27 protein-coding genes and 3 pseudogenes are annotated in these 24663 nt (G+C 58.5%); 18 read left to right on the forward strand and 12 right to left on the reverse strand.

All coding sequences use genetic code 11. The features are described from left to right. Positions 1-476: 476 nt before the first annotated feature. A complete protein-coding gene (locus HCF10_RS29815) occupies positions 477-1226 on the reverse strand; it encodes a transporter substrate-binding domain-containing protein (RefSeq protein WP_167656978.1) in 750 nt (249 codons plus the stop codon). 144 nt (positions 1227-1370) lie between these two features. Here HCF10_RS29815 and HCF10_RS31585 point away from each other — a divergent pair, with 144 nt between their 5' ends. From HCF10_RS31585 to HCF10_RS29840, 7 genes and pseudogenes are all read left to right on the forward strand, one after another. Then, positions 1371-1973, forward strand: a complete 603-nt coding sequence (locus HCF10_RS31585; RefSeq protein WP_237683206.1) for a hypothetical protein — start codon at positions 1371-1373, stop codon at positions 1971-1973. A 270-nt stretch (positions 1974-2243) separates the two neighbouring features. Continuing rightward, positions 2244-2984 carry an NAD-dependent epimerase/dehydratase family protein gene (locus HCF10_RS29825; protein ID WP_167656979.1) on the forward strand — a complete coding sequence of 247 codons (741 nt, stop codon included), beginning with the start codon at positions 2244-2246 and terminating at the stop codon, positions 2982-2984. A 244-nt stretch (positions 2985-3228) separates the two neighbouring features. After that, positions 3229-3473, forward strand: a pseudogene (locus tag HCF10_RS31590) (GNAT family N-acetyltransferase); the annotation flags it as partial. A 55-nt stretch (positions 3474-3528) separates the two neighbouring features. Next, positions 3529-4008 (forward strand): hypothetical protein, encoded by a 480-nt coding sequence (locus HCF10_RS29830; RefSeq protein WP_131699819.1) that lies wholly within the window; start codon positions 3529-3531, stop codon positions 4006-4008. Positions 4009-4020: 12 nt separating this feature from the next. Continuing rightward, positions 4021-4263 (forward strand): hypothetical protein, encoded by a 243-nt coding sequence (locus HCF10_RS29835; RefSeq protein WP_167656980.1) that lies wholly within the window; start codon positions 4021-4023, stop codon positions 4261-4263. A gap of 67 nt (positions 4264-4330) precedes the next feature. After that, positions 4331-4411 (forward strand): annotated as a pseudogene (locus tag HCF10_RS31745) (hypothetical protein); the annotation flags it as partial. After that, the gene (locus HCF10_RS29840) at positions 4412-4813 is read left to right on the forward strand and encodes a hypothetical protein (RefSeq protein ID WP_237683207.1); all 402 of its coding nucleotides are present in this window, start codon (positions 4412-4414) and stop codon (positions 4811-4813) included. 10 nt (positions 4814-4823) lie between these two features. On the opposite strand, the gene pdxR is transcribed toward HCF10_RS29840, so the two are convergent. After that, positions 4824-6320, reverse strand: coding sequence for a MocR-like pyridoxine biosynthesis transcription factor PdxR (gene pdxR, locus HCF10_RS29845; RefSeq protein WP_167656981.1), 1497 nt, complete (start codon positions 6318-6320; stop codon positions 4824-4826). 101 nt (positions 6321-6421) lie between these two features. Here pdxR and HCF10_RS29850 point away from each other — a divergent pair, with 101 nt between their 5' ends. The 6 genes from HCF10_RS29850 (at position 6422) to HCF10_RS29875 (ending at position 12161) form a co-directional block, all read left to right on the forward strand. Then, positions 6422-6634, forward strand: coding sequence for a hypothetical protein (locus HCF10_RS29850; RefSeq protein ID WP_167656977.1), 213 nt, complete (start codon positions 6422-6424; stop codon positions 6632-6634). Between the two features lie 127 nt (positions 6635-6761). Next, the gene (locus tag HCF10_RS29855) at positions 6762-7994 is read left to right on the forward strand and encodes a benzoate/H(+) symporter BenE family transporter (protein ID WP_167656982.1); all 1233 of its coding nucleotides are present in this window, start codon (positions 6762-6764) and stop codon (positions 7992-7994) included. Then, positions 7994-8383 carry a hypothetical protein gene (locus tag HCF10_RS29860; protein ID WP_167656983.1) on the forward strand — a complete coding sequence of 130 codons (390 nt, stop codon included), beginning with the start codon at positions 7994-7996 and terminating at the stop codon, positions 8381-8383. Before HCF10_RS29855 ends, HCF10_RS29860 begins: the two co-directional genes overlap by 1 nt. 29 nt (positions 8384-8412) lie before the next feature. Further along, a complete protein-coding gene (locus tag HCF10_RS29865; RefSeq protein WP_237683208.1) occupies positions 8413-8721 on the forward strand; it encodes an aminotransferase class III-fold pyridoxal phosphate-dependent enzyme in 309 nt (102 codons plus the stop codon). 155 nt (positions 8722-8876) lie between these two features. Further along, positions 8877-10142 (forward strand): serine hydroxymethyltransferase, encoded by a 1266-nt coding sequence (glyA, locus tag HCF10_RS29870; RefSeq protein WP_167656984.1) that lies wholly within the window; start codon positions 8877-8879, stop codon positions 10140-10142. 690 nt (positions 10143-10832) lie between these two features. Beyond that, complete coding sequence (locus HCF10_RS29875; protein WP_131699814.1) at positions 10833-12161, forward strand: OprD family porin; 1329 nt, start codon at positions 10833-10835, stop codon at positions 12159-12161. 227 nt (positions 12162-12388) lie between these two features. Here the strand turns inward: HCF10_RS29875 and HCF10_RS29880 are convergent, their stop codons facing one another. The 3 genes from HCF10_RS29880 to HCF10_RS29890 are packed head-to-tail and all read right to left on the reverse strand — an operon-like array spanning position 12389 to position 14975. Beyond that, complete coding sequence (locus HCF10_RS29880; RefSeq protein ID WP_167656985.1) at positions 12389-13390, reverse strand: NAD(P)H-quinone oxidoreductase; 1002 nt, start codon at positions 13388-13390, stop codon at positions 12389-12391. Beyond that, positions 13391-13528, reverse strand: coding sequence for a hypothetical protein (locus HCF10_RS29885; RefSeq protein ID WP_237683209.1), 138 nt, complete (start codon positions 13526-13528; stop codon positions 13391-13393). It lies immediately after the preceding gene. 10 nt (positions 13529-13538) lie between these two features. Next, complete coding sequence (locus tag HCF10_RS29890) at positions 13539-14975, reverse strand: NAD-dependent succinate-semialdehyde dehydrogenase (RefSeq protein ID WP_131699812.1); 1437 nt, start codon at positions 14973-14975, stop codon at positions 13539-13541. Positions 14976-15196: 221 nt separating this feature from the next. On the opposite strand from HCF10_RS29890, the gene HCF10_RS29895 reads away from it, so the two are divergent. After that, a complete protein-coding gene (locus tag HCF10_RS29895) occupies positions 15197-16123 on the forward strand; it encodes a LysR family transcriptional regulator (RefSeq protein WP_131699811.1) in 927 nt (308 codons plus the stop codon). A gap of 74 nt (positions 16124-16197) precedes the next feature. On the opposite strand, the gene HCF10_RS29900 is transcribed toward HCF10_RS29895, so the two are convergent. The 4 genes from HCF10_RS29900 to HCF10_RS29915 form a co-directional block, all read right to left on the reverse strand. Then, positions 16198-16449, reverse strand: a complete 252-nt coding sequence (locus HCF10_RS29900) for a DUF2790 domain-containing protein (protein ID WP_167657003.1) — start codon at positions 16447-16449, stop codon at positions 16198-16200. A 284-nt stretch (positions 16450-16733) separates the two neighbouring features. After that, on the reverse strand, positions 16734-17213 hold the full coding sequence (locus HCF10_RS29905) for a YbaK/prolyl-tRNA synthetase associated domain-containing protein (protein WP_131699809.1): 480 nt from the start codon (positions 17211-17213) through the stop codon (positions 16734-16736). 16 nt (positions 17214-17229) lie between these two features. Continuing rightward, positions 17230-17988 carry a sulfite exporter TauE/SafE family protein gene (locus tag HCF10_RS29910; protein ID WP_027603982.1) on the reverse strand — a complete coding sequence of 253 codons (759 nt, stop codon included), beginning with the start codon at positions 17986-17988 and terminating at the stop codon, positions 17230-17232. Positions 17989-17992: 4 nt separating this feature from the next. Continuing rightward, positions 17993-19078 carry a TauD/TfdA family dioxygenase gene (locus tag HCF10_RS29915; RefSeq protein ID WP_167656986.1) on the reverse strand — a complete coding sequence of 362 codons (1086 nt, stop codon included), beginning with the start codon at positions 19076-19078 and terminating at the stop codon, positions 17993-17995. Positions 19079-19187: 109 nt separating this feature from the next. Here HCF10_RS29915 and HCF10_RS29920 point away from each other — a divergent pair, with 109 nt between their 5' ends. Continuing rightward, complete coding sequence (locus HCF10_RS29920; RefSeq protein WP_167656987.1) at positions 19188-20120, forward strand: LysR substrate-binding domain-containing protein; 933 nt, start codon at positions 19188-19190, stop codon at positions 20118-20120. 290 nt (positions 20121-20410) lie between these two features. Next, entirely contained in the window at positions 20411-20905 is a 495-nt protein-coding gene (locus HCF10_RS29925; RefSeq protein WP_131699804.1) for an SMI1/KNR4 family protein, read from the forward strand. Positions 20906-21034: 129 nt separating this feature from the next. Here the strand turns inward: HCF10_RS29925 and HCF10_RS29930 are convergent, their stop codons facing one another. After that, the gene (locus HCF10_RS29930; RefSeq protein WP_167656988.1) at positions 21035-21748 is read right to left on the reverse strand and encodes a class I SAM-dependent methyltransferase; all 714 of its coding nucleotides are present in this window, start codon (positions 21746-21748) and stop codon (positions 21035-21037) included. A gap of 285 nt (positions 21749-22033) precedes the next feature. Between HCF10_RS29930 and HCF10_RS31600 the strand changes: the two are divergent. Together HCF10_RS31600 and HCF10_RS29935 are read left to right on the forward strand one after the other, a co-directional pair. Further along, positions 22034-22204, forward strand: a pseudogene (locus HCF10_RS31600) (serine hydrolase); the annotation flags it as partial. A gap of 172 nt (positions 22205-22376) precedes the next feature. After that, the gene (locus tag HCF10_RS29935; protein ID WP_131699802.1) at positions 22377-22988 is read left to right on the forward strand and encodes a TetR/AcrR family transcriptional regulator; all 612 of its coding nucleotides are present in this window, start codon (positions 22377-22379) and stop codon (positions 22986-22988) included. Positions 22989-23007: 19 nt separating this feature from the next. On the opposite strand, the gene HCF10_RS29940 is transcribed toward HCF10_RS29935, so the two are convergent. Further along, positions 23008-23487 (reverse strand): DUF3237 domain-containing protein, encoded by a 480-nt coding sequence (locus HCF10_RS29940; protein ID WP_167656989.1) that lies wholly within the window; start codon positions 23485-23487, stop codon positions 23008-23010. A gap of 42 nt (positions 23488-23529) precedes the next feature. Further along, complete coding sequence (locus HCF10_RS29945) at positions 23530-24633, reverse strand: polyamine ABC transporter substrate-binding protein (protein ID WP_145336385.1); 1104 nt, start codon at positions 24631-24633, stop codon at positions 23530-23532. Positions 24634-24663 lie beyond the last annotated feature (30 nt).

Below are 24663 nucleotides of genomic sequence, written 5' to 3' on the forward strand. Positions count from 1 at the left end.
GGGGGAGGGTGGGGGATGCGACGGATGGACGCGGGTGTAGGGAGTTTTCCTATTATTGACAGGCTGCTTTCGGCCGATTCTGTTGAAAAAGTCGGCTATGGTTTCCACGGCAGAAAAGTACGCGCTTGAGATTGAAATCTTTACTTTGAGCAGAGGGTTCCGGGCTCGGATTTCGCGTAGCAGCGCAGCGCGCAAGAAAGGCGTTTTCAGCGGTCAATATTCCGGCAGGCTGGAAGAACCGACTTTTTCAACAGAATCGGCCAGAAGCGGTCACCGAGCGTCTACAAAATCAGGGCCGATTCACTTTGGTGAAGCATCATCTGCTCCGCAAGCTCCTTTGGCGTGGCCGGGTCAAGCCATTCCCTTGTTCCAAGGCTGATGGCTGTATGTTGCAAAAATGTTCATGGCTTATCCTCCGCATTGAGTGAGAGCAAGGCTGGATAAGCGCGAAGCGGGCTTGCGCTGGTTCCGCGCTTTCATTGCTCGATGGGTTGGTTGTATCGATCCTGGATGCGCTCCAGCTCGCCCGAGTGGCGCAGTTGCTCCAGGGCGTGGGCCCAGGAGGCTACCAGTTCGTCGTCACAGTCGCGGCTGAAGGCAATGTACAGCGATGAGCGATAGAGCTCGATGGGAATCTGCCGCAGCGTGCCGGGGGCGATTTTCAACTGGCGGCTGTAGTAAGCCACCCCCGCATCGGTGTCGCCTATGATGATATCGGTGCGCCCGGCTAGCAGCATGCGATAGAGCTGCAGGCTCTCGGTCGCAGTTTTTTCGAGGTTGTTGAAGCCCCGCGACTGCAGAGTCTCGGGTATCAGGCCGGCATGTCTCGTCGTAATTTTTGGGGCGTGCAGTAGCTGCTCTAAGGAATTCACCGGCTGCTGCGCATTGGCTAACTGATAGGGGTGAATGGACTCTTCCACGATCGGTCCGACCCACTTGTATAACGGTTCACGCTCTGCCGTGCGGAATAGTGAATACATGATGGTCTTGGGTCTGGTCTTCAATGCACGGGCGCTTCGCATACTGGGCAGCAGCACCACCTCAAAGTCATCCCCGGTCAGCGCCATTATGCCTCGAACGATCTCCGTGGCCATGCCGGTAAGCTGATTGTTCTCCTGGTAGTTGTACGGCGCCCACTCTTCAGTAACGACCTGATACTGCTCGGACCTGACGGGAGTGCCAATTAATAGGCAGAGCAGCGCGGCATTAAGTGTCGAATGTTTCACGTGTTCTGCCTGGTGGGCTGTGCGGTGATCAAGGGTGGATCTGATTAAAATGGCGAAATTAGTATAGACCCTGACACAGGTCAAACGCCTGATGCAGTCCCGTAAACCGTCACCACGGCGATTGATACATACGAACCAGTACGCATGGCGCAGGTTTCTCAAGAGCGCTTAGCGGATTGCCTCTTATCGGTATCGGTTGGGACACATAGTGACCGTCCGATTCTGGCCGATTACTGCCGGTGGAGACGGGCAGCAATCTACCCATTGCAGCCGGTCAGCACCGGCAGAAATCGGCCAGAAGCAGACGTTCGCAACCGGCTCATCCTTGTAAGGAAAGTCTTAAAACATCAGTATGAATCCACAGATATTTTGAATGGCGAACACATGCGTACTTTTATTTCAGTGCTTCTCATGGGCATAAGCACCTTTGCGGTCGCCGGTTACGATCTACATATCAGTCGCAAGGGTTTCTGGGCTGACGACTTCGGCCCCGAAATCACCTTCGAAGAATGGCAAGAACATTTGAAAATCGACCCACAGGTCGTCAGGGATGTTGCCAATAGCCCTCAGGACTTCATGGTTTCCATACCTGGAGAGTCATTTCCGCTCTGGTATCGCTCAGATCTCGGTGAGCTGTTTACAAAAAATCCGACTGACAAGGCCATCACTAAGCTAGAAGAAATTGCTCGCAGCTTGAACGCAAGAGTTCAAGGTGATGATGGCGAGTTCTACCCAGCGGCACCTTGACTACAAATGTCTGCGCAGATGTTGGTGCTGGTGAGAGGTAGTGGTTGCGTAATGGCCGCTTAGGGTCGATAGCCGCCCTGCGCGAGTGACAGCTATCAACCCAAAGCTGCCCTTTGCGAAGGGCGGCAGTCGGCCAATAGTGGCCAGGTCAACACGAAAGCATTCGGCAGCTACAGCGCTCTCTGAATTCCCGATTACTCTTATCGGAGGTTGTAAACCAACCACAAGGCTGGGAGGCTAGCGCGACGCTTACAATAAGGACATGCCGAAATGAGCTCAGGAAAAATCCTCGTCACAGGCGCAGCAGGAAAGATCGGCAAGGCTTTTTGGGAAGAGCGCGACGATAAATCCGATTTGCGTTTAGCCGATTTAGACGTAACCCAACTTCCGGACTCGGCACAGCGTTTCGCTCTCGACGTCAGGGATCAAGCCAGTTGCCTTCGAGCTTGCGAGGGTATACATACCGTCATCCATCTTGCTGCTGACCCTAACCCAGACGCGGATTTCATGGCCTCACTGCTGCCAGTGAACATCGTGGGCACTTACAACATGCTCTCCGCCGCAAAGGCACAAGGCTGTAAGCGCTTCATATTTGCGAGCAGTGCCCAAGTGATCGAAGGATATCCAACAGATGTTCAGGTCCAAGAATGCATGGCACCTAAACCAGGCAATCTTTACGGAGTCAGCAAGGCGTTTGGAGAAGCTTTGGCTTCGATGTATGCAAACGATGGACAGATGACGACCATCGCAGTCCGTATTGCCAACGTAGCCAAATTTCAACCAGGGGAAACCCACAGTCCCAGAGACGTCGCTGCCTTCATCAGTTTTAGAGATGTTGTCGCACTACTCAATAATTGCGTTGAAGCCGAGATAAGGGGGTTTCACGTTATCCATGGGGTCTCAGATAACCGGTATAAGCGTCTCTCTATTGATCAGAGCAGAAGAGTTGTCGGGTATGCTCCCGTTGATGACGGGTTTGAGATTCTGGAAGGAGGAGCTCAATCTGATTGAGCGCAAATTACCTCCTGATCCGTTAGAGGTGATCCACTGTTCCGGCTGAAATGAGGCGTTTTTGCTCGGAGCTGATTCGATATTTTTCGAATGACCGCTTTTGGCCGATTGCAGCCCTTCATGAAAGGCGGTAATCGGCCAAGAGCCGCCAGTCGACGTCCCTTAAATAAGCGCTAGGCAGGGTAAATTTCGCGATGAAAAGCGGGATAGCTAATACGAAAATTAATGCGCTGTTAGGGGCTAGCACCTATACGTGAGGCCGAGCGCGCAGGGTTTGGGGATCGGCGCGGTTGTACTCGCACAGGTTTTCGAAGCAGCGGATGCAGCTGCACTGCCGATCACAGTAGGTGCCCTCAAAGAAAGTGCCTCGAACCGTTTTACACCCGCCACGGCTTCGTGTTCGTCGAAAGCAGTGAATTCGACAATTATTATGACCGTCAGCACCTTACGCCACGCTGTGCACCTTGCCAGCCAGGTGAAATGATTTGAATCCAGCGCCCGCCTTCTAGACAATCCCCGCCTTTGGCTCGAAAGGATGCGTGCGATGAAGTTCGAAGGGACTTTCCAATACATGGGCAATCACGGGATCGTGTTCAACGTCTCGCAGATCACCCTCACCGACAGCGAACGCGGGCGGCTGCGCGAGCTGCATTTTGGTGAGGCGAAGAGCGCGCACTACGAGGTCAACCGCAAGGTCGTCGAGGTGTACGACAAGATGCTGGCCAAGAACCTGCCGTGCCTGATGATGATCGGCATCTCCAAGCCGCTGACTCGGCAGCAGGGCGATGTGCTCAACGCCCAGCGCACCAGAATCGCCAACTTGGCGGCCTCGGCCTTCGCGGGCGTCACCTCTTACGTTGCCTCCCCCTACGTGGGGGCCCCCGTCGGCGCCGGTGTGCGCATGTACGTGAATGAAACCCTGCCCACCTATCATGCAGGCGACATACTGGTGAGCATCGAGGCGCAGGTGAACGGCGGTATCGGCCCGCAACGTACCGCCTCGACACTGATCATCAAGACCTGACGGGAGAAACCCATGTCTGACATTACCCAACTGGTCGCTGCTCTGGTGCTGTTCTTTCTGCTCGATCGGTTTCTTAAGTCGTACCCGCTTCGCAAGTGGTTAGGGGTACTGCTGGTGGCGATGGGGGCGGTCGGCTGCGTTGCGGCGAGCCACATCCGCTTGCTTGGATTTGACCTGGGGTTGCTGTCGATCTTTGCCGTTGCACTGGGGGTGGGGTTGTTCCTAAAGCGGCGGCGGTTCGCGCAGATGGGGTGAAGGTGGCAGGGCTCTTCAAGCTGCTTGCTGGTAGCAGATGGCCCGCCAGGAACGCCCGCGATAGATCATCGTCGGCGCTTCGGCCTATTCACGGGCGCTGGACTTCGCGCGCTTTCGCGCAACTGCCGACGAAGTCGGGGCCTTCCTGATGGCCGACATTGCGAACGCCCAGGCCTTGTGCGGGCGTTTGGCCGAAGGCGGGTTGTCGGTGGTCTCGGGCGGCACCGACTGTCACCTTGGCGTGGTTGACCTGCGGCCGTGGGGCCTGGTCGGCAATGTCGCCGAACAGGCGCTGGAAGCGATCGGGATTACCGTGAACAAAAATATCGTGCCGGGCGAAGAGGTCAAACCCAGTGTCACCTCCGGCATTCGCATCGGCAGCGCGGCCTGCACGTCGCGGGGCATGGGCGTGGATGAATTTCGCGAGATCGGCGACATGATCCTCGCCATGCTCGGCGGAGTGCGCAGCGGCGCCCTCGACAGTCGCACCGAGCGCTCGATTCGCGAAGGCATCGGCGAACTGACCAAGCGTTTCAAGCTGCCTTACTGAGCGGTTGCCTCTAGATTTTCAGCGCATTGGCCAGGCGCAGCATGGCGGCTTCGATTTCATACGCGGTCAACGACGAGTAGCCCAGCAGCCAGCCGTATTGCTGCGGTTCGCCTGCGTACAGCTTGCTGAGTCCGGACAATTGCACGCCGGCGGTGGCCGCCTGGCGGATGGTTTTTTCTTCGCTCCAGCCCGCTTTCAGCAGACAGGGAATCTGCAACCCGCCCGGCGGCAACTGGGCGGTGACGACCTCGCCCAGGTACTTGCCAATGGCGTCATGCATGATCGAGCGGCGCCCGGCATAGAGCTTGCGCATGGCCCGCACGTGGGCGTTGTAATGGCCGTCTTCCATAAACCGCGCCAGGGTCAGTTGCAGCACTTGCGGCGTATGCCCGTCCATCATGCTGCGCGCGTAGGCAAAGGGCTTGACCAGTTCGTGGGGCAGCACCATGTAGCCCATGCGCAAGCCGGGGTAGAGCGTCTTGCTGAACGTGCCGATGTAGAGCGTGCGCTGATACTTGTCCAGACCCTGCACGCAGGCGGTGGGTTGTCCGTCGTAATGGAACTCGCTGTCGTAGTCGTCCTCGATCAGCCACTTGCCTTTTTCCGCCGCCCAGTTGATCAACTCAAGGCGCCGTTCCAGCGGCAGCGTCACGCCGGTGGGGTATTGGTGCGACGGTGTGACGTACACGCAGTTGGCGCCGCTGCGGTCGGCGTACAGCAGGTCGGTGCGGATGCCGCGTTCATCGACATCGATGGGCAGCATCTTGGCTTCAGCGATCTCGAAGGCTTTGCGTGCGCCGTAATAGCCAGGGTTTTCCAGCAGGATCGGCTTGCCGGCATCCACCAGCAACTGCGCGCAGAGGTACAAGGCCTGGCGCGTGCTGCTCAGCACCAGCACCTGATCGGGCGAACACTTGGCCCCGCGCTCTAGGTTCAGGTAGGTGGCAATCGCCTTGCGCAGCGGCTCGGCGCCTTGCGGGTCGCCGTGCAAGAGCACGTTGGCGCGATAGTCCTTCATCACCTGGCGTTGCAGGCGTTCCCAGACATACGTGGGGAAACTGCGGGTTTCCGGCAAACCGGTGGCGAAGGCCTTGATGACTTGCTGGTCGCTGACGCCGCCCGTTTCGAAGATCATCCGCCCTCGCTGGCTCAGCGCGGCGCCGGGTGCGGCGGCGTTGCTGCGCACTTCCTGGGCCTTGATGCGCCGGCGTGTGGCGCCGCGCAATTCGACGCCGACCGTGTCGCAGACGTAACTGCCGGCACCCTCGCGGCGTACGATAAACCCGTCCCGATGCAACTGCACGTAGGCGTTCTCGACGGTGTCGCGGGCGCACCCCAGTGACTTTGCCAATACCCGTGTGGCAGGCAGTTTCAGGCCGGGGCCGAGGGCGCCGTCGAGGATCAGTGCGCGCAACGCCCGCTGGATGCGCTGGTGCAAGTCCAGCAGCTGAAACTCCACGTCGTTGAGGCGCATTTTCAGGGTTTCGAGCTCGAAGGTTTTTGCCATGCGGTCTGCTCCGTCCTTTGGAATTGGCCTGTAATGGCAGGCCAGTCTATCCGTAGAATCCAGCCCTCGCCAGCCCGGCCCCCACGGCGGTTCCGCTGGAAGTGCTCGCCCAGGCACACGAAGAATTTTTTGCCGGCACCGGTATGTCGGTGATGGAGATCAGCCATCGCTCCCGCGTGTTCATGGACGTGGCCCGCCCGACAGCGCCGCGCCGCTGGTGTGTGATGCGCGCCAGCCTCTACAACGCCGTCTCGTTAACCGCAGTCGAGGCGCTGACTGACTTTATGGCTGACTTCGCACGCGCACATGGGTAACCGCCCCTGCGCGAAAAAGTGGTCTGGTCTGCTGCGCACAAGCGTAGGGGCAACCCCCACCATTCAACGGCTATAAATGACCGCCTGGCCACGGCCTGATCCATTGTCCAGCAAGGAGCCAAGTCTTATGCCCTCTACTCAATCCCAGTCGTCCCTGCGTCTGCGGGATGTGCTGCACCCGGTGGTTGCCGGGCTGATTTCGGTGATCGTCAATTACGGCGGCACCTTCATTCTAGTGTTCCAGGCCGCCAAGGTTGCCGGCCTCAGCCCTGAGCTGACGGCGTCGTGGGTCTGGTCGGTGTCGATTGGCGTCGGTGCGACCGGGTTGTTCCTCAGTCGGGTGAGCCGCGAGCCGATCATCACCGCCTGGTCGACCCCGGCGGCGGCGTTCTTGATCGTTGCCCTGGCGACCACGCCCTACGCCGAGGCGATTGGTGCGTATTTGATTTCAGCGGCAGCGTTCGTGCTGCTGGGGGTATCCGGCTATTTTGAAAGGGCTGTGCGCCTGATCCCGCCTGGCGTTGCGGCGGGCCTGCTGGGCGGCATTCTCTTGCAGTTCGGCATCGGTGCATTCGCGAGTATGACGGTCGACCCGCTGTTGGTGGGGCTGCTGATCGGCGCCTACATCGTGTTCAAACGCTTGAGCGCACGCTACGCGGTGGTCGGCATTCTGGTGCTGGGGCTGGGCTTTTTGCTGATGCAGGGGCGAGTGGATTTTTCCGGATTGGCGCTGGAGTTCGCCACACCGGTATTCACGCGGCCCGAGTTTTCGCTCAATGCGTTGCTGAGCGTGGCGTTGCCGCTTTTTTTGATTACCCTCACGGGGCAGTACATGCCGGGCATGCTGGTGCTGCGCAATGACGGCTTCAAGACCAGCGCCAACCCGATTCTCAGCGTGACCGGGCTGGGTTCGCTGCTGATGGCGCCGTTCGGCTCCCATGCGTTCAATATCGCGGCAATCACGGCGGCGATCTGCACCGGCAAGGAAGCGTCCGAAGACCCTTCCAAACGCTGGATCGCCGGGGTAGCGGCAGGGGTGTTCTACATCCTGGTGGGGATTTTTGGCGTAACCCTGGCGGCGGTGTTCATGGCCTTTCCGGCGACGTTCATTACCACCCTGGCCGGGCTGGCGCTGCTCGGCACCATCGGCGGCAGCCTGGCCAATGCCATGGCGGACGTCAAATCCCGTGAAGCCTCTCTGATCACCTTTCTGGCGTGCGCCGCCAACATCACCTTGCTTGGCATTGGCGGCGCGTTCTGGGGCTTGCTCATCGGCCTCGCGGCTTATGCGGTACTCAATGGGCAACTGCCACGTCGTGAAAAAACCGATGCGGTGACCACTAAGGGAGCGACCAACTGATGACTGGACAAGCCGAACACCTCACCACGCTCCACGCCGATCATGGTCGCTATCCGCAGGCGGTCAGCGTCGAGGACTTTCGTCGCAACCTCGCCGCTGTGCAGCAACGCATCATCGATGCTTGCCACCGCGTCGGGCGTGACCCGGCCACCGTGCGGTTGCGTGAATTGCGCGACCGCTTGCTCGCGCAGGTGCCCGAGGGCTTGTCGCTGCAGGAGTTGTCGATGGGCATGTCGGGCGACTTTGAAATTGCCATTGAAGAGGGTGCAACCGTGGTACGCGTCGGCCAAGCCATCTTCGGTGCCCGCGCCATGCCCGATGCCTATTACTGGCCCACGGCCGACGCTAGACCGCGAAACGACGACGAGTTGCCGGCGCTCGCCCCTTAACGTTGATTGATCTCTATAGGAGGCCTGCAATGTCCGCTGCACCCGCTTACCTGATGCACACCTCGTCCCGTCAGCCGGTCTCGTTCAGCCGAGGCCTGGGCGCCCGCCTGTGGGACACCGATGGCGTTGAATACCTGGATGCCATCGCCGGCGTGGCCGTGACGAGCCTGGGGCACGCCAACCCAGAAATTGCCGCCGCCAGCGGCCGACGCCTGCTGGCCGCGCTCAAGCTGGCGCTGGGCAACCATCCCGAGGTGGTGGCCATTCGTGGTATCGGCTTGATGGTCGGCGTCGAACTCAACCGCCCGTGCGGCGAGCTGGTCGACGCGCGCGCGTGAAGAACAACGCCTGCTGATCACCGTCACCCGTGGCACCACCGTGCGCCTGTTGCCCGCACTGATCTGCGATGACACACAGATCGACGAGATCGCCGCACGTGTCATTCGCCTGCTGTCGCCCGCTGTTTGAATTTGTTAACCGAGGACGCCCCACCATGTACGACTCAACGCTCACCCTGGATGCTTTCGACCCTGAACTGCGTGAGGCGATTCATAACGAAGCGCATCGCCAGGAAGACCACATTGAGCTGATCGCGTCGGAGAACTACGCCAGCCCGCTGGTCATGCAGACCCAGAGCACGCTACTCACCAACAAGTACGCCGAGGGCTATCCCGGCAAGCGCTACTACAGTGGTTGTGAATACGTCGATGTGGCCGAGCGGCTGGCGATTGAGCGGGTCAAGACCCTGTTCAACTGCGACTACGCCAACGTGCAGCCTCACGCGGGTGCGCAGGCCAACGCGGCGGTGTTCCTCGCGTTGATCAACCCCGGTGACACGGTGATGGGCATGAACCTGGCCCAGGGCGGCCACCTGACCCACGGTAACCCGGCGAACTTTTCGGGCCGGCATTACAAGATCGTGCCCTACGGGCTGGACCCGAAAACCGGTTTTCTCGACTACGACGAGATGGAACGAATTGCCCTGCAGACGCGCCCGAAAATGTTGATCGGCGGCTTCTCGGCGTACTCGCGTTACAAGGACTGGGCACGCATGCGCACCATCGCCGACAAGGTCGGCGCCATATTCTGGGTCGACATGGCCCACGTCGCCGGGTTGGTCGCCGCCGGTGAATACCCGGACCCGCTGCCCCATGCGCATGTGGTCACCAGCACCACGCACAAAACCCTGCGCGGCCCACGGGGCGGTTTGATTCTGTCGAAGGGCCAGGACGAAGCCTTCTACAAGAAACTCGATTCGGCAGTGTTTCCCGGCGTGCAGGGTGGCCCGCTTATGCACCAGATTGCAGCCAAGGCCGTGGCGTTCAAGGAGGCGCTGACGCCCGAGTTCCGCGTCTACCAGACCCAAGTGGTGATCAACGCCCGCGCCATGGCGGCGGTGCTGCAAAAGCGCGACTACAAGATCGTCTCGGGCGGAACCGACAACCACATGATGCTGATCGATCTGTCCGACAAGCCCTACACCGGCAAGGACGCCGATGCGGCATTGAACAGCGCCTACATCACCGCGAATAAAAACTCGGTGCCGAATGACCCACGCTCACCCTTCGTGACCTCCGGCTTGCGCATCGGCAGCCCGGCGGTGACGACGCGGGGCTTCGATGTCGAGGCCTGTGAGCAAGTGGCAGGGTGGTTGTGCGACGTACTCGACGCCCTGGAATATGGCGACAGTGACAAGGTCGGCCACCACGTGCGCGAACAGGTTGTCGCACTGTGCCGGCGTTATCCGGTTTATCGCTGAATGGGTTTGGGGGGGCCGTGTGGACGGCCCCTGATTCACTTCTTTGCCGATAAGGACGCTCATGCAGCCTGCTTCCAGCTTTATCAGGCGTTCGATCTGGGGGAGTGGGTGCGTCGTGATGATCTGCCGGAGACTGATCCCGGTGAGCCCGAAAGTCACAGCCCAGGGTACGTCCCAAAAAAATGATCTCGATTTGCTGGCTCACCGGGGCCTGCCGCTTCAACTGCGTGTTGGAAGTGGAATCAACTTTTCATGTGATCGTAATGGCGGGTGGTCAGGGTTACATCGTGCACGTTCGTAACGGACTGCTCTTAAAGCACTTCGGTGGTGATATTGAGAATTTGATCCGCATCCCAGAGCTGGGTAGCACACTCGTTTCACATGGGCTGTAGCTTAGGCTTTTCAAAGGAGAGGCTGAGGCCTGGTGCACTGAGCGTTTGTCTTTAGATGGGATTAGGAATATCCAAGTCTCGCTCGCGGATGGGTTTATTACGGGGGAGGGATGGTACTCACCCAAAAAAGTAGTCAGGAATGACGGGCAGTAAGCGGCTAAAAGCAGCCGCTTTCGAGTGACACTACGGCCTGTCTGGGAGCCAGGTCTGATATCAAAATATTCATTCAGTTTCATTTGTTGATGGCCTGGGCTGTTGCCCTAATGCTCCAACACGAACTCGTGCATTGGAGCTAATAATGAAAAAACGCCAACCGCTACTTCAACTCAACACCTTGGCCGTGGCACTGGCATTTGCCTTGCCGGCCATCAGCTACGCAAGCGATCAGTCCGACTCCAAGGGTTTTGTCGCGGACAGCAGTTTAAGCATTCTCAACCGCAACGTGTTCTGGAACCAGAACGGCAGCGGCAACCATACCCGTGACTGGAGCCAGGCGCTGATGGCGACCTACAGTTCGGGCTTCACCCAAGGCACTGTTGGCATCGGCATCGATGCGTTCGCCGACCTGGCGTTGCGTATCGACGGGAACACCGACCGTGCCGGTGGCCCAACCATTCCATCCGACGCCAATGGCAATCCGGATCGAGGCTATGCGAAGGCCGGTGGTGACATCAAGTTCCGTGTTTCCAACACCACGCTCAAGATCGGCGACTTGCAGCCCACGGCGCCAGTGCTCGCCACTGCCGATAACTACCTGATGCCGCAGACTGCATCGGGCTTCCAGGTCGACAGCCATGAGATCACCGGCCTGAACCTGGAGGCCGGCCATTTCACCTCAGGTACCGGAAACACCACCACCTCGCGCAGCGGCGACATTCTTGCCAGCTATGCCGGTGTGGCGGCACCGTCGGCCAGCTTCGCGGGGGGCAAGTACCAGTTCAGCAAGGAGTTCACCGCGTCGCTGTACGGAGCGCACCTGGAAGACGTCTGGAATCAGTACTACGTCAACTTGAACCTTGTTCACCCACTGACGACTGACCAATCCGTCGCACTGGACTTCAACCTCTACCGCACACTGGACGACGGCAGCGCCAAGGCCGGGACCATCGACACCACTGCAGCCTCGCTGGCGGCGGCCTACACCGTGGGTGCGCAAACCTTCACCCTGGCCGGACAGAAGGTTAATGGTGACGAACCATTCGACTATGTCGGTTTTGGAGGGACCAACGCCGGCGTCGGTGCTGGCCGCTACGGAAACTCAATCAACCTCGCTGACTCGGTGCAGTACTCCGACTTCAACGGCCCGGGCGAGAGGTCCTGGCAGATGCGCTATGACTTGGACATGAGCACCTTTGGCGTCCCAGGCCTGAGCTTCATGGCCCGTCATATCCGCGGTTCCGGCATCGACGGAACGCACACTCCCGGCAATTCGGCCTACACCGGGTTCTATGGTGCCAACGACCAGGAACACGAAACCGACGCCGAAGTGAAATACGTAGTACAGAGCGGCCCGGCCAAAAAACTGTCCTTCCGGCTGCGCGAGGCTTTGCACGATGGCGATGCATCCACCGGGGGGCACCTGGTGCAGACGCGCCTGATTACCGAATATCCGTTGAATATCCTCTAAACAAACAGGCCAGCCCGGTTGCTGGACCAACCGGGCGGGCTACCTTCTAAAAACGCTGCGGTTTTGGTTGGTAAGCGGTGTCCTGCCAATTGAGCGTAAACCGTAAGCGGGCGACGAACACAACGCGCCGAGGCCGCTCGCCAAATGCTAACCGACAGCTGCTGTTGAATTGCCGTCATACATTCGCTCGCTGAAGCGGCGGCGTTGCCGGTCCTGAGAATTCATACTTAAAGCAAGTCTTCAGGTCGCATCGTCAAAATGATTTTCCCGACGTTCTGGGAAGATTCCATCCGGCGGTGAGCATCGGCAGCCCTTGAGAGCGCAAACGTGCTGTCGACAACCGGCTCAAGGCTTCCGGCACCCTCAAAACGATCAAGCCAGTGCTCGCGGAAACGCTTGATCATCGCGTGCTTCTCCGGCTGCGTGCGCGACTTCATGACCGTACCGATGATTTGCAAGTGGCGGTAAAGAATGTCCTCCAGCGCCACCGTGACGTTTCCGCCACCGGCGAGAATCCCCACCTGAACCAAGCGACCGCCCCGTGCAAGGGACGCAATATTGCGGGCGAAGTAGGGCTGTCCGATAAAGTCGATGATCACATCGACGCCGCGACCCAGGGTTTTGTCGGCGATCACTTCAGCGAAATCCTGGGTCTTGTAGTCGATCGCCACGTCAGCCCCCAGATGCTCGACACGCGCCAACTTGCTTCCTTCGGTTGTCGCATACACCGTGGCGCCGGTGGCGTAAGCCAACTGCACAGCGGCAGAGCCGACGCCGCCAGCGGCCGCGTGAATCAACACTGAATCGCCAGCCTTGAGCCGAGCCAGATGCATCATTGCTTCATGGGCCGTGACGAAGACCTCGGGAATGGCTGCCGCGTGTACATAGTCAAGCTGCGCGGGGATGTGCATGGCCATGCGGTAATCGATGCGGGCCAACTCGGCGTAGGCACCGCCGCCGACCACGCCCATGACTCGATCTCCCACCTCGAACCCTGTCACCGCGCTCCCTTTGCCGATCACTTCGCCGGCGATTTCCAGGCCGATGATCAGCGAGTCACCGAAGTTCGGATGGCCGTACCCACCGGTCCGGTGAGTCAGGTCCGCACGGTTCACCCCGGCGGCATAGACACGCACCAGCAGGTCGTCAGGACGGACTTCAGGATTGGCGACCTCTACTAGTTCCAGGACGTCTGGCAGACCAAACTCTTTGATGTTGATGGCTTTCATTCAGTTGTCCTCCGTTTCGCTAAACGTGGCATTGGCGATAGCCGATGCGGTGATGGCGCCAGGGAAGCCCACGTAAAAAGACAGGTGCGTGAACGCGCGCGCGGCTTCCCGAGGACTTTTGAAATTGAGCTTGGACATGGCGAGTTCCTTAAACCTGGCTGATGAATTTGTGGGTGAGATAGTGCTCGATGCCTTCAATGCCGCCTTCGGAGCCGTGACCGCTTTCTTTCATGCCGCCGAACGGGAGCTCGGTTGCGACGATGCGGTATTGGTTGATCCCAATCATCCCGGCCTCTAATCCATCAGCGACATCAATGGCCGTGCGCGCGCTGGAGGTGAACGCGTAGGCCGAGAGTCCGTAGGGCAGGCGGTTGGCCTCTTGCAGTCCATCGGCTAGCTCATCGAACGGCATCAGTACGGCGATGGGACCGAAGGGTTCTTCGTGCATGACGCGGGCGTTCATCGGCACATCCGCGAGAACGGTGGGCTGGAAGAAGTAGCCTTCGCCTGACAAGGCTTCGCCACCGACCAATACCCGTGCACCTTTCTCGACGGCATCGGCGACCAGTTCTTCCATTTTTGCCAGCTGCCTTGGGTTGGCCAACGGTCCGACCTGTGTGTCCGGATGCAGGCCGTCGCCGATTCTCAGCGCTTGGGTCGCAGCGACAAAGTGATCGACAAAGGCTTGATAGGCGCGACGCTGGATCAGAAACCGAGTGGATGAAATGCACACCTGCCCGGTGCCGCGAAACCGGTTCGCGACACCTTCGACGGCGGCTTTTTCAATGTCGGCATCTTCGAATACCAGCACCGGTCCGTGCCCACCCAGTTCAAGGGTGATGGGCTTCACGCCTTCAGCAGCTCGTGCAGACAGCAGACGACCGATGGGCACCGAACCGGTGAAGGTCACTTTGCGAATGATCGGTGAGGCGATCAGATGGCTGGACACTTGGTCCGGTACGCCGAAGACCACTTGCAGCACACCCTTGGGCAATCCTGCATTGTCGAGTGCACGCGCCAGGGCCAGCGCTGTGGAAGGGCTTTCTTCACCGGGTTTGAGAATGACGCTGCAACCCGCGGCAAGTGCTGCCGAGAGCTTGCGTGCCGGGGTGATGGCCGGGAAATTCCATGGTGTGAATGCGGCCACTGGGCCGATGGCCTGGCGTTTGACCAGTTGCAATACGCCTAGCCGGTTGGACGGGACCACACGGCCATCGATACGCCGTGCGCTTTCGGCGAACCATTCGAAATACTCCGCCGCACGGGTCACTTCATCCAGGCTTTCTTTCAGCGGTTTGCCTTCCTCCAGGGTCATCTGCGCGGCAATCTGCGGTGCACGTTCGAGGATCAGGTCGGCGGCACGCTTGAGGATCTTGGCGCGTTGGTCAGGCACGGTCTGGCGCCACTGCTCGAAGCTCAGGCGAGTCACTTCAAGGGCATGATCAAGGTCGCCCGCGGTGGCGAGTGGGACGCGTCCGATTTCCCGGCCGGTTGCCGGGTTAACGACGGCGGCAGTATCGCGCCCTTCGGCACTGATCCATTCACCACCGATGAAAAGATAAAGCGGGTCGTAAGAAGTCTTCATGATGTGCCCTTCAGTTGGTTGTCGGAGATTCAGATGAAACCCGGCGCCTGTTCAGGCGGCCTGTGCAACCCAGTCTATGGAAGGAGGGGCCATTGATTTAGACGGGCCAAAGGGAATCATTGTTGTCGCCAGAGGTAATATCGAGCCGCGGGCCGAACGAGTAGCATCCGGAAAAAATGCGCGTTATCACGGGTGAGCATCAGATCTACAGGAAGGTCGCGATGGATAAGCTTTCGAACATGTCGGTGTACATAAAGGTTGTCGAGATGGGCAGTTTCACGGCCGTGGCCAATCATCTGGACTCAACGGTCGGTAACGTATCGCGTGCTGTCTCCGCGCTTGAAAACGTGCTCGATGCGCGCCTGTTGCAACGCTCGACCCGACGCCTCTCGGTCACCGATGCGGGGCGACGGTTCTATGAGCGCTGCACGAAAATTCTGGCTGATCTGGAGAGTGCCGAAGCCGAAGCCAGCAATGCCGCGCTGGAGCCTCGGGGAACACTGAGGGTGCATTGCGTCCCCGGACTGGCCCGGCATCTGGTCACCGGGGCCGTGCTGGAATACCGCCAGCAATTCCCGGAAGTGACCGTGGATTTATTGCTCTCGCAACGCATGCCTAACCTGTTGGAAGACCAACTGGATGTCTCGATTCTGATCGCCCGAGCGTTACCCGATTCGGCGTATGTCAGCCAAAAGATCGGTGTCAGCCATTGTGTGCTGGTGGCGTCGCCAGACTACCTGGCTCGGAATGCGGCCCCCGAGACGCCTGAAGATCTGCGCGATCACCAGTGTCTGCTATTGGGTACCGTTGACTATGTGCGGGATGAGTGGCAGCTGAAGAGCAAGGCAGGGGACGCGACATTTGTCCCGACAGGGCCAAGTTTCAGCGTCAACGATATGGATGCGATGGCACATGCCATTCGAGAGGGGGCGGGGATTGGCTTGCTGGCCGGGTTCACGGCCGTCGACGATTTGCGTTCCGGCAAGCTCGTGCGGATTTTGCCTGACTACCATACCTATGAGCGCAACGTGTACGCCGTCTATACCTCCCGGCAGTTTGTCGATGCAAAAATCACCCGGTTTATTGAAGCGCTGAAAGATCGGGTTGGCAGTCAACTGGCGGCCACGGCCAAAGAACTTATCGATTGAAATGCCGCAGGGCAAAAAGGTATTTGTGCCTCGATGAACACGCTTCGAGGCGCAATGATTGGCGAACAGGTTGCTTATCCCTGGCTGCAACGGCCCATGACGCTATAGGCCAGTACGTGCTGTTTGCCTTGTGAATCCTGGTAGGTCATGTGCGTCGGCACGACTGCGCAAACATCCGGCACCGGGTCTTCAGAGATGACCTTCGCGACATCAAGGTGGGTGCCGTATCCATATTGCTCAACAGGTTTAGTCTTTGCAGTACCGTCCTGTGCCGCTACTACAGAGCTGAAGCCCAAGAGTGCGACGATGATCATTGCCGTTTTCATAATGAGATTTCCTAAAGTAAGTGTGATGTTGCTGGCAGGACGAACTTTAGGCTTGGGGGTTTTGCGCAAACAGGAGCGGATCAGGGAAAGACTTTTCTTAAGTCCGAACACAATCGTGAGGTGTCTGACGATAGCGCTTTTTTTATTTGTGGCCGTCCACTTTTGGGCGATTGCGGCCCTTCGCGACAGGCAGAAATCGGCCAAAAGCGGACTCTCGAGGTCTATCGCTTTCTACCCGTAGTAACCGGTCAGCCCGGTAGACATTGTCTAGTGAAAACGTCTGCTCAGGCCTGGCTGATATCCAGCAATCGAGGCATGGCAATCGCCAGATAATCCTGCGTATCGAGCACCATCGACGCATCCAGCCGCCCCGCGTTGAAGGCTATTTCGGCGTAGCCTGTGGTCAATGCCGGATCGACGATCAATTGAATCCGCTCATCGAAAACAAAAGGAGGGATGGCGCCGATCCGGCACCCGGTCAGTTCCATGGCGGTTTCGGCCTTCACCAGCTCGGCCTTTTTCCCGCCCAGGGCCGCTCCGACTTTCTTCATGTCCAGCTTCTGGTCGCCCGGCAGTATCACCAGTGCATAGGGTCCGGCCTGACCCTTGAGGGCGCAAAGCATGGCCTTCGCGCCTTGGCCGGGCTCGGTGCCACGGATTTCGGCAACGCGCGCAGACTGGCCCTCGGCGTCGTGCATCAACACCCGGTAGGAGGCTGAGTGGGCATCGAGTAGGGCCACGAGGCGATCGAACATGGGATGCATGTAGTTTTCCTCTGGTTTACAGGAACAGGTCGTAGGACAGTTTGCTGATCAGAATCACCAGTAACACCAGGAATAGAGCCCGGACAAAGGGCACGCCTTTATGAACCGCCAGCCAGGTGCCCGTGAGCGCGCCCAGGATGTTGAATGCCGCCATGGGGATTGCGATCAGGTAGAGCACGTTACCCGTGGGAATGAAGAATATCAGTGCCGCTACGTTGGTCGCGATGTTCACTAGCTTGGCCGATGCCGAGGCATGAAGAAAGTCGAAGGCGAAGCAGCGGATAAACAGGAAGATCAGGAAGCTGCCAGTGCCGGGACCGAACAAACCATCGTAGAAACCGATGGCGCCGCCGATGACGATCGCCAGCAGTTTTTCCTTGGTGCCGATGCGCATGGGTTTGTGCAGGGCGCCGAAATCTTTTTTCCAGAAGGTGTAGATCGCCATCAGTACAATCAACACCAGCACCGCCGGCCGGATCATCGACTGGGGTACGAACGACACCGTGGCGGCTCCGAAGAAGGCCATGACAAAGGCCGCGCAGGCGGCGGGGATCACAAGACCCCAGTCGATCACCACCTTGCGCACGAAGGACCGGGCCGCGAATGCGGTGCCGCAGGCGGCCGCGACCTTATTGGTACCTAGCAGCGCCGCCGGTTGAGCGGTGGGTAGCACGTTGAACAGCGCTGGAATCTGGATCAGTCCGCCGCCGCCCACCGCCGCATCGATCAGGCCGGCGGCGAAGGCGAACACGCAAAGGATGACAATGTCGACCATGAAATCAGGCTCTGACTATGTAGGGTTGATGAGGGTCCAGCGGTAACACGCGTGCCGGATCATTGACTCCGAAGACACGCAACATCCAGCGATCACGGCCGTCGTAGCGGGGTGTAAAACCATCCCGGGCATGCAGGGTTTGCTGGTTCTTGAAGATCAGCATGTCCCCTGGTTGCAGCATTACGGGGTGCACGACATCGGGATGATTGGCGGCGGCGGCGAACAGTTGGAGGGCAAACTGCGCATTGGCGCAGGTCGCTTCGACACTCGCTTTGTTGTAGCGGCAATAAAGGCCATCGGTTGCGCTTCTGTACAGCAAGGGGACATTTTCCAGCACATTCCCCTGTTTGCCGAAGGAGGCCGGTCGGCGAACGGTGAAATTCGGTCGTGACAATTCTTCTTCGACGTAGGCCGGCAGGATGGCCAGCACCTCGTCAATGGCGACGATGCGCGTCGGCACGTCGAGCTCGCAGCGCAGGCCGGTCAGGGACAGGTACTCCGGACAGGCCGACAACTGCGAGACCGGTTCGCAGGTCAAAGGCAGGTGAGGGTTGTCGACATGCATGTCCAAATCCGCGCGCGAGCCATAGGAGCTCTTTTCGGTCTCTCGCTTGTGCTTGGGCGATACGTGACGGAACACTGTGTCGTTGCTTTCACCCTCGTACGCCAGCGGACGGGTTTGCAGAGTTTGCAGCACGGACAAAATAGCCCCGGCCAGAATCGACAAGTTCTCGATACCCGGCTCCAGGTCATAGGGCGTGGCGGGCAGTTGCGGGTCCAGCGGCAGCCCCCTGACGATCATCGCCACTTCACGGGCCTGTGGAAAATTGCGTAGCTGCTGGATTTTCTCGCTGCACAGGACACTTTCCAGCAACCGCCCCAGGATCGGCATGTGGCGGATACCCGAGGCGCTATCGGTCACGTCCAACGATGCCAGACCAGCCTGAAGTGTGCGTTGTTCTTCGAGCGACAGATGAATTTGCGGTATCTCCCGTCGGGTCGAAGTCACTGATTTTCTTTCCAGCCATTCATGCATTACTTCATCAGCACAAGCTGCGGCTTTCCCGATTACTTCATCCAGCTTCGACACGTCCTTGCGCTCCTGTCTGCCCCATCCTTCTGGGTTGAGCGGGAAGGTTAACGGAAGAGCCTTTTTTGTGTTGCAATGCCGCGTTGTGAAAAATGCAATGAGGTGGAGAGTGGCATTGAATATGTTGGGGGAACTTGAAGCCTTCGCGACCGTGGCTCGCAAGCGCAGCTTCGTCGCCGCGGCACGGACGCTGGGACGCTCCCCCAGCGCACTGACCCGCGCCGTTCAAGCCCTGGAGGAAAGTGTGGGGCTTAAGTTGTTCAATCGCTCGTCCAATGCCGTGAGCTTGACCGAAGCGGGTGAATGCTTATTGCCCCACGCGTACAAAATGCTCGACCTGCAACGTGAGGTGGATGAAGACCTGGCCGGTCTCAGCGGCCTGGCCTCCGGCTGGATCCGTTTTTCCGCCCCCGAGCTTCTCGGACACGGGGTATTGCCCCGGTTGATCGCGCAATACTGCGAGCGCTATCCAGACGTTAACATCGACGTGATTTTCACCGATGAGATCATCGACCCGGCCAAGAGCAAGCTGGACTTCTCGATTCGCGGCGCGTTTCCACAATCCAGCGACTTGATCGGCTTTGCGCTCTGGAGTTACTCACGTTACCTGTATGCCAGCCCCGGCTACCTGGAGCGCAACGGCATGCCCGATTCCATCGAGGCACTGGAGTCGCATTCGCTGATCCTGCATACGGCGCCGCGGATTCTCAAGGAATGGAATTTTCGCAGTGAGGAGCAGGCCATCAGCTTTCGGGTTCATCCAAAATTTCGTTTCAGCTCCGGTCTGGCGGTATTCCAGGCAGCCTTGGCGGGCGTCGGGATCGCCCGCTTGGCGGATTGGATGGCGGAGCCCGAAGTGGAAGCGGGGCGCTTGCTCCGGGTTTGTCCTGAGTACAAGCTCACCTCCAGCAGCGGTGAGAGCCCACAGATGCACGCGGTGTACCCGGCCGGAAATTTGCCGCTGCGGGTGAAGGCATTCATGGAGATGATCCGTGGCTTAGGTGAAAACCTCGAATGTACACGCGGCTCAGCACTCATATGAGGTTACGGGGCGTTCAGGCAGGGTCGAGAGCGGATTCTCACGAATGGCTCCTCTTGGCCGCGAGTGTCCAGGGGCTTGTCTTGGTCAATTCGTATCTTTGGGACGAGTGTATGCTGCCAATTTTGATCGTGCCAATGGCAGCAACGGGTCGTTTTTTGCCAGTCACGACTGGCCGAAATCTACCCAATGCGATCATCGGAATCGTGGCCAGTGATCCTGAATTTCACCTCAAGGTGCCTTGGACGTTACTTCGACATGCGTATGCTTGTCGAAAGTAAAGCCATCCGCTTATGAGCAGCGACGGTAATGGTGTAAAGATAAGAGTTTTAGGCAGCCTTCGGCTGCCTGCGTCACGACTGACGATAAATCAACAGAGAGCTGAAGAATTGAAAATTTATGGAGAGTGGCATAGATCACCAGGGGCTTCTGATGATGCGTTGGCCGCGTTACGAGCGGTTGCACCGCATGTGCTCCCTGATGAGTACTACCAGTTGCTGACCTTCAGCAATGGTGGCGAGGGGCCCTTACCTGTTGGTCCATTTAACTTCGTTCTCGATTCCGCGGAGGTTACGGCCGACCCCAAGCAGGTTTTGTTCTATGAGCAAATAGCTCCAGATTTGTTTGTGTTCGGTAGTAACGGTGCCGGTGAGCTTGTAGCTTTCGATCTCAGAGGAAACTCTCCACCTTGGCCTATCGTTTGTTTCGATGGGATCGCTCCAGAAGAGTCCGTGGAAAGGATTGCAAATAGCCTTACAGGGTTCATATCGCTGATAGGCAAGGCATGATTGAGCCCGGCCTAACCTGGTGCCTCGCGCCCCTTTGAACTCGAATTAAGCTCCAGCGGCGGCTTCTGGCCGCTTGCTGCCCCTCACGACAGGCAGCAATCGACCCAGAGCTGCCACTCAGCTCGCCGTTCAGACCGTTTTACACGTTAACCAGGCACCCCAGAACAGACTGCTGAAAAAACGGGTAGCGTCCCCAAACCCCGCATCATGCAAAAGCTTCTGAACAGCCGCCTCAGAATGTGGAGGGTCAGCGCCTTGAAGAATTTTCCCAAGTTTGACTTTCACTTCATCCGGACTGGCTCCGTGCTGCCGCCAACGTTGCCCCCAGGCGGCGAGGAGCAACGGCTGGCTGGCATAGGCATATTGGTTGCCGGCGACAATCAGCGGAGCCCCCGGTTTCAGACGAGCCCGAATGGATCGCAGAATCTCTCCCTTGGCATCATCCCCATCGAGATGATGGAGTACACCGATCAAAGTGGCTGCGTCGTAGGACTCATCTGCGGCCAAGTCTTCAACGTGCCCAAGGTGCACGTCCGTTCTTTCAAGCATGTTGTTGACGACTAACTGCTGTTTCGCGGTTTCCAGCATCGATTCAGATGGATCAACGGCGGTGAAGCGCCAGCCCGGCTCAAGCCTGGCCATCGCGATGATCTCCTGCGCCGTACCGCCAGCGCCGACTACCAGTATTTTTGCCGAGCGAATATTTCCAAGACTTGCCGCGAGCATGCACGCCACCAAGTCCTGACAAGCGTCATAACCTGCCAGTGCGATACGGCTCTGTCGTCCATATTCACTAGCCCGAGCATTATCAAACTTTTCAGCAGAGTTAATTGGTGAGTTCAAGGTGGTTCTCCATGTCCTTGAATCAACTTAGGTCATAAAGAGCAATAACAAAAATTAATTAATTTTATTAGTTGCATTTCTGCTGGGAATACAAAGGCGCTCTGGTATTGTCCAGGCGACAGTTAGCTTAGGGTCGATTTCAACCGGTCGTGGCAGGCAGCAATCGGCCCAGGCCAATAGCAGTCGTTCAGTGCAGTACAAACAGCTGACTTTTCACTCTGATGAAGAAGAGTGAATGAGATCTCCTGTCGAGTTGTAGATCCGCTCGACATTCCAAGGGAGCCAATGCTCAGTTCACTCGTACCAAATGGTCAGCCACAAACGCCTGACCGATTAGAACTGATGGCCTCCTGGTGGGGTTTTACGAAAACAGTCTTGGCTGCGACAGCCTTATCGTTGGTACGTGGCAGGCTGATCAGATTGGACGCCCCAATTCTTGATCAGCCTTTCACGTTAACCCCGATACAGGCACTCAACGTTATAGTGTGCCCGCCACACTTTCATGCAAACGGCAGTGGCACACGGAATGGTTGGCAATTAGTGCTTTAAAAAATTTACTCAATTAAGTATTTTGCAGCGATACCGGGGCGATAAGCGCCCCTCTTTTTACTCGTGACAAGGATCTCCTGTGAGCGGACTGCGTGAACGTCAGAAAGCCGAACGCCGGCAAGCTATCAGCAAGGCCGCGATCGAGCTGTTTGAGCGCCAGGGTTTCCAGAACACCACCATCGAACAGATCGCCAGCCAGGCCGGGGTGTCGCCGCCGACGGTGTTCAAGTACTTCGGCAACAAGCAGGAAATCATCCTGGAAATCCTGCACCACGCCGATCAACGCGCAATCACCGACACCCGCAGCCGGATCCACGAAATAGACGACCCGGTCGAGGCGCTATGCCACCTGGAACGCCTTCTTACCGGCTATGCGTTGGAAGTCATGCACCCCAGCCTGTGGCGTGAACTGCTGCCGCTGATCCTGTTCGGCGGCAGCAATGAACTGCCCGCAGGCTACCGGGCCATGAATGATGCGCTCAGGGCCGAGATCAGCGAGCTGCTGCGGGAACTGCAACGGGCCGGCAAGCTACGCCCGCAACTCGATGTGGAATTGGCCGCGTTCCTGTTGAACGACTATTCGCACCTGCAACTGTTCAGGCTGGTGAACCAGGAACACCCGGATATCGACGCGCACTCTACCCAGGTCAGGCGTATCACCGAGCTGCTGTTCTACGGCATGCAGGCCTGACAGCTTCCAGGGTCGGGCCTCAGTAAAAGCGATAGCAGCGAATCACCACCTGGTCAGCGCCCGGGTAATGCACCAGGCCGATAAAACTTGAACGGGTGAGCCAGTCCAGCCGCCCCTTGGGCACCTGGAACACCGGCGTGCAGGTGCAGCGGTACTCCGTTTCAGGAATCGGCCATTGGCCGTCGCGCTCCAGCTGGCGTCCGTACTCAGTCATGGTCAGCACGCCGCGGTTACGGATGTTGATCACCTCGCCTTCGTCGGTCCTCACGCTGTAGCGGGCATCCAGTTGACCAATGCCATCCGGGCGCAAAAGAAAGCAATCTTCTCCGCCCGCCAGGACCTGGCCGCTGATGCCGACCCCATCGAAATCCCCGCCCACTATCGGGTAATTGCAGCGCAGGCCTTCAACGCTGGCGCCCAGCATCACACCTGGCCCTATCGCGACGCGAAGGGTCAGCACCCGCTGCAAGTTGGGGGCAATGTCCATCCGTTCAGTCATGGCAAGCTCCAAGCCCGGCGCGCACGCACCGGGCCACACTGATCAGCGGTTGCTCTTGATGGCGGTCCAGGTGCGGGTACGGATGCGCTCCGCGGCAGCCGGGATCGGCTCCAGGGCGAACAGGGTCTTGCGCGCTTCGTCCGGCACATACATGTTCGGGTCGTTGCGGATGCTGGCGTCCACCAGCACAGTGGCGTCCTTGTTCGGGTTGGGGTAGCCGATCTTGTTGCTGATGCGCGCAATCACGTCCGGGCGCAGGATGTAATTGATGAACGCATGGGCCTCCGCCAGATCGGGTGCCTTGGCCGGGATCATCATCACGTCCGACCACATCGGCGCGCCTTCCTTGGGCAGTGCCATCTCGACCTTGACGCCCTTGCCAGCTGCATCTGCCAGTCGTGTGGCCAGTGCGACACCGCCGGACCAGCCCACGCCCACACAGATATCACCGTTGGCCAGGTCCATGCCGTAGCGTGACGAGTTGAAGTAACTGACGTAAGGGCGAATCTTCATCATCAGGGCCTGGGCTTGTACATAGTCCTCGCGCTTCTGGCTATTGGGGTCGAGGCCCTTGTAGTGCAAGGCAATCGGCAGGATCTCGTTGGCGGCGTCGAGAAAACCCACGCCACAACTGGCGAGCTTGGCGAGGTTTTCTTCCTTGAAGATGATGTCCCAGCTGTTCATCTGCACGTCAGGGCCGAGGGCTTTGCGCACCTTGTCGACGTTGTAGCCGATCAGCGTGGTGCCCCACAGGTAAGGCACGGCGTAGCGATTGCCGGAGTCACCTGCGGTTTCCAGGGTTTGCATGAATTGCGGGTCCAAGTGCTGCCAGTTTGGCAACTGCTTGCGATCCAGCGGCTGCACGGCCCCGGCCGTGATCAAGCGTCCCAGGTTGGCGGAGCCGGGAAACACCACGTCATACCCGGAGTTGCCCGTCAGCAGCTTGGACTCCATGGTTTCGACGCTGTCGAACACATCGTAAACCGGGCGAATGCCGGTTTCCTCCTGGAAGCTCTTGAGCACCTCGGGTGGCAGGTATTCGATCCAGTTGTAGATCCGTACGGTGCGTTCTTCAGCCAGGCAAAAACCACTGATGAGCAACGAGGCGACAGTGCCCAGCACGGTGTTACGCAAAAATCTGTTCATGATCAAAACACTCCAGCGCGGCCGCGATGG

Origin of the sequence: Pseudomonas sp. B14(2022) (genome assembly GCF_012030485.1) — a bacterium.
Lineage (GTDB): Bacteria > Pseudomonadota > Gammaproteobacteria > Pseudomonadales > Pseudomonadaceae > Aquipseudomonas.

What these genes read in the sequence shown, in the direction of transcription:
- HCF10_RS29905 (WP_131699809.1), bottom strand. Translation starts at nt 17,213, where the DNA reads ATGCATCCCATGTTCGATCGCCTCGTGGCCCTACTCGATGCCCACTCA.
- HCF10_RS29865 (WP_237683208.1), top strand. Translation starts at nt 8,413, where the DNA reads ATGTCCGCTGCACCCGCTTACCTGATGCACACCTCGTCCCGTCAGCCG.
- HCF10_RS29855 (WP_167656982.1), top strand. Translation starts at nt 6,762, where the DNA reads ATGCCCTCTACTCAATCCCAGTCGTCCCTGCGTCTGCGGGATGTGCTG.
- HCF10_RS29830 (WP_131699819.1), top strand. Translation starts at nt 3,529, where the DNA reads ATGAAGTTCGAAGGGACTTTCCAATACATGGGCAATCACGGGATCGTG.
- HCF10_RS29940 (WP_167656989.1), bottom strand. Translation starts at nt 23,487, where the DNA reads ATGACTGAACGGATGGACATTGCCCCCAACTTGCAGCGGGTGCTGACC.
- HCF10_RS29910 (WP_027603982.1), bottom strand. Translation starts at nt 17,988, where the DNA reads ATGGTCGACATTGTCATCCTTTGCGTGTTCGCCTTCGCCGCCGGCCTG.
- HCF10_RS29895 (WP_131699811.1), top strand. Translation starts at nt 15,197, where the DNA reads ATGGATAAGCTTTCGAACATGTCGGTGTACATAAAGGTTGTCGAGATG.
- HCF10_RS29825 (WP_167656979.1), top strand. Translation starts at nt 2,244, where the DNA reads ATGAGCTCAGGAAAAATCCTCGTCACAGGCGCAGCAGGAAAGATCGGC.
- HCF10_RS29945 (WP_145336385.1), bottom strand. Translation starts at nt 24,633, where the DNA reads ATGAACAGATTTTTGCGTAACACCGTGCTGGGCACTGTCGCCTCGTTG.
- HCF10_RS29860 (WP_167656983.1), top strand. Translation starts at nt 7,994, where the DNA reads ATGACTGGACAAGCCGAACACCTCACCACGCTCCACGCCGATCATGGT.
- HCF10_RS29880 (WP_167656985.1), bottom strand. Translation starts at nt 13,390, where the DNA reads ATGAAAGCCATCAACATCAAAGAGTTTGGTCTGCCAGACGTCCTGGAA.
- pdxR (WP_167656981.1), bottom strand. Translation starts at nt 6,320, where the DNA reads ATGGCAAAAACCTTCGAGCTCGAAACCCTGAAAATGCGCCTCAACGAC.
- HCF10_RS29885 (WP_237683209.1), bottom strand. Translation starts at nt 13,528, where the DNA reads ATGTCCAAGCTCAATTTCAAAAGTCCTCGGGAAGCCGCGCGCGCGTTC.
- HCF10_RS29875 (WP_131699814.1), top strand. Translation starts at nt 10,833, where the DNA reads ATGAAAAAACGCCAACCGCTACTTCAACTCAACACCTTGGCCGTGGCA.
- HCF10_RS29925 (WP_131699804.1), top strand. Translation starts at nt 20,411, where the DNA reads ATGAGCAGCGACGGTAATGGTGTAAAGATAAGAGTTTTAGGCAGCCTT.
- HCF10_RS29890 (WP_131699812.1), bottom strand. Translation starts at nt 14,975, where the DNA reads ATGAAGACTTCTTACGACCCGCTTTATCTTTTCATCGGTGGTGAATGG.
- HCF10_RS29835 (WP_167656980.1), top strand. Translation starts at nt 4,021, where the DNA reads ATGTCTGACATTACCCAACTGGTCGCTGCTCTGGTGCTGTTCTTTCTG.
- glyA (WP_167656984.1), top strand. Translation starts at nt 8,877, where the DNA reads ATGTACGACTCAACGCTCACCCTGGATGCTTTCGACCCTGAACTGCGT.
- HCF10_RS29840 (WP_237683207.1), top strand. Translation starts at nt 4,412, where the DNA reads ATGGCCGACATTGCGAACGCCCAGGCCTTGTGCGGGCGTTTGGCCGAA.
- HCF10_RS29900 (WP_167657003.1), bottom strand. Translation starts at nt 16,449, where the DNA reads ATGAAAACGGCAATGATCATCGTCGCACTCTTGGGCTTCAGCTCTGTA.
- HCF10_RS31585 (WP_237683206.1), top strand. Translation starts at nt 1,371, where the DNA reads ATGGCGCAGGTTTCTCAAGAGCGCTTAGCGGATTGCCTCTTATCGGTA.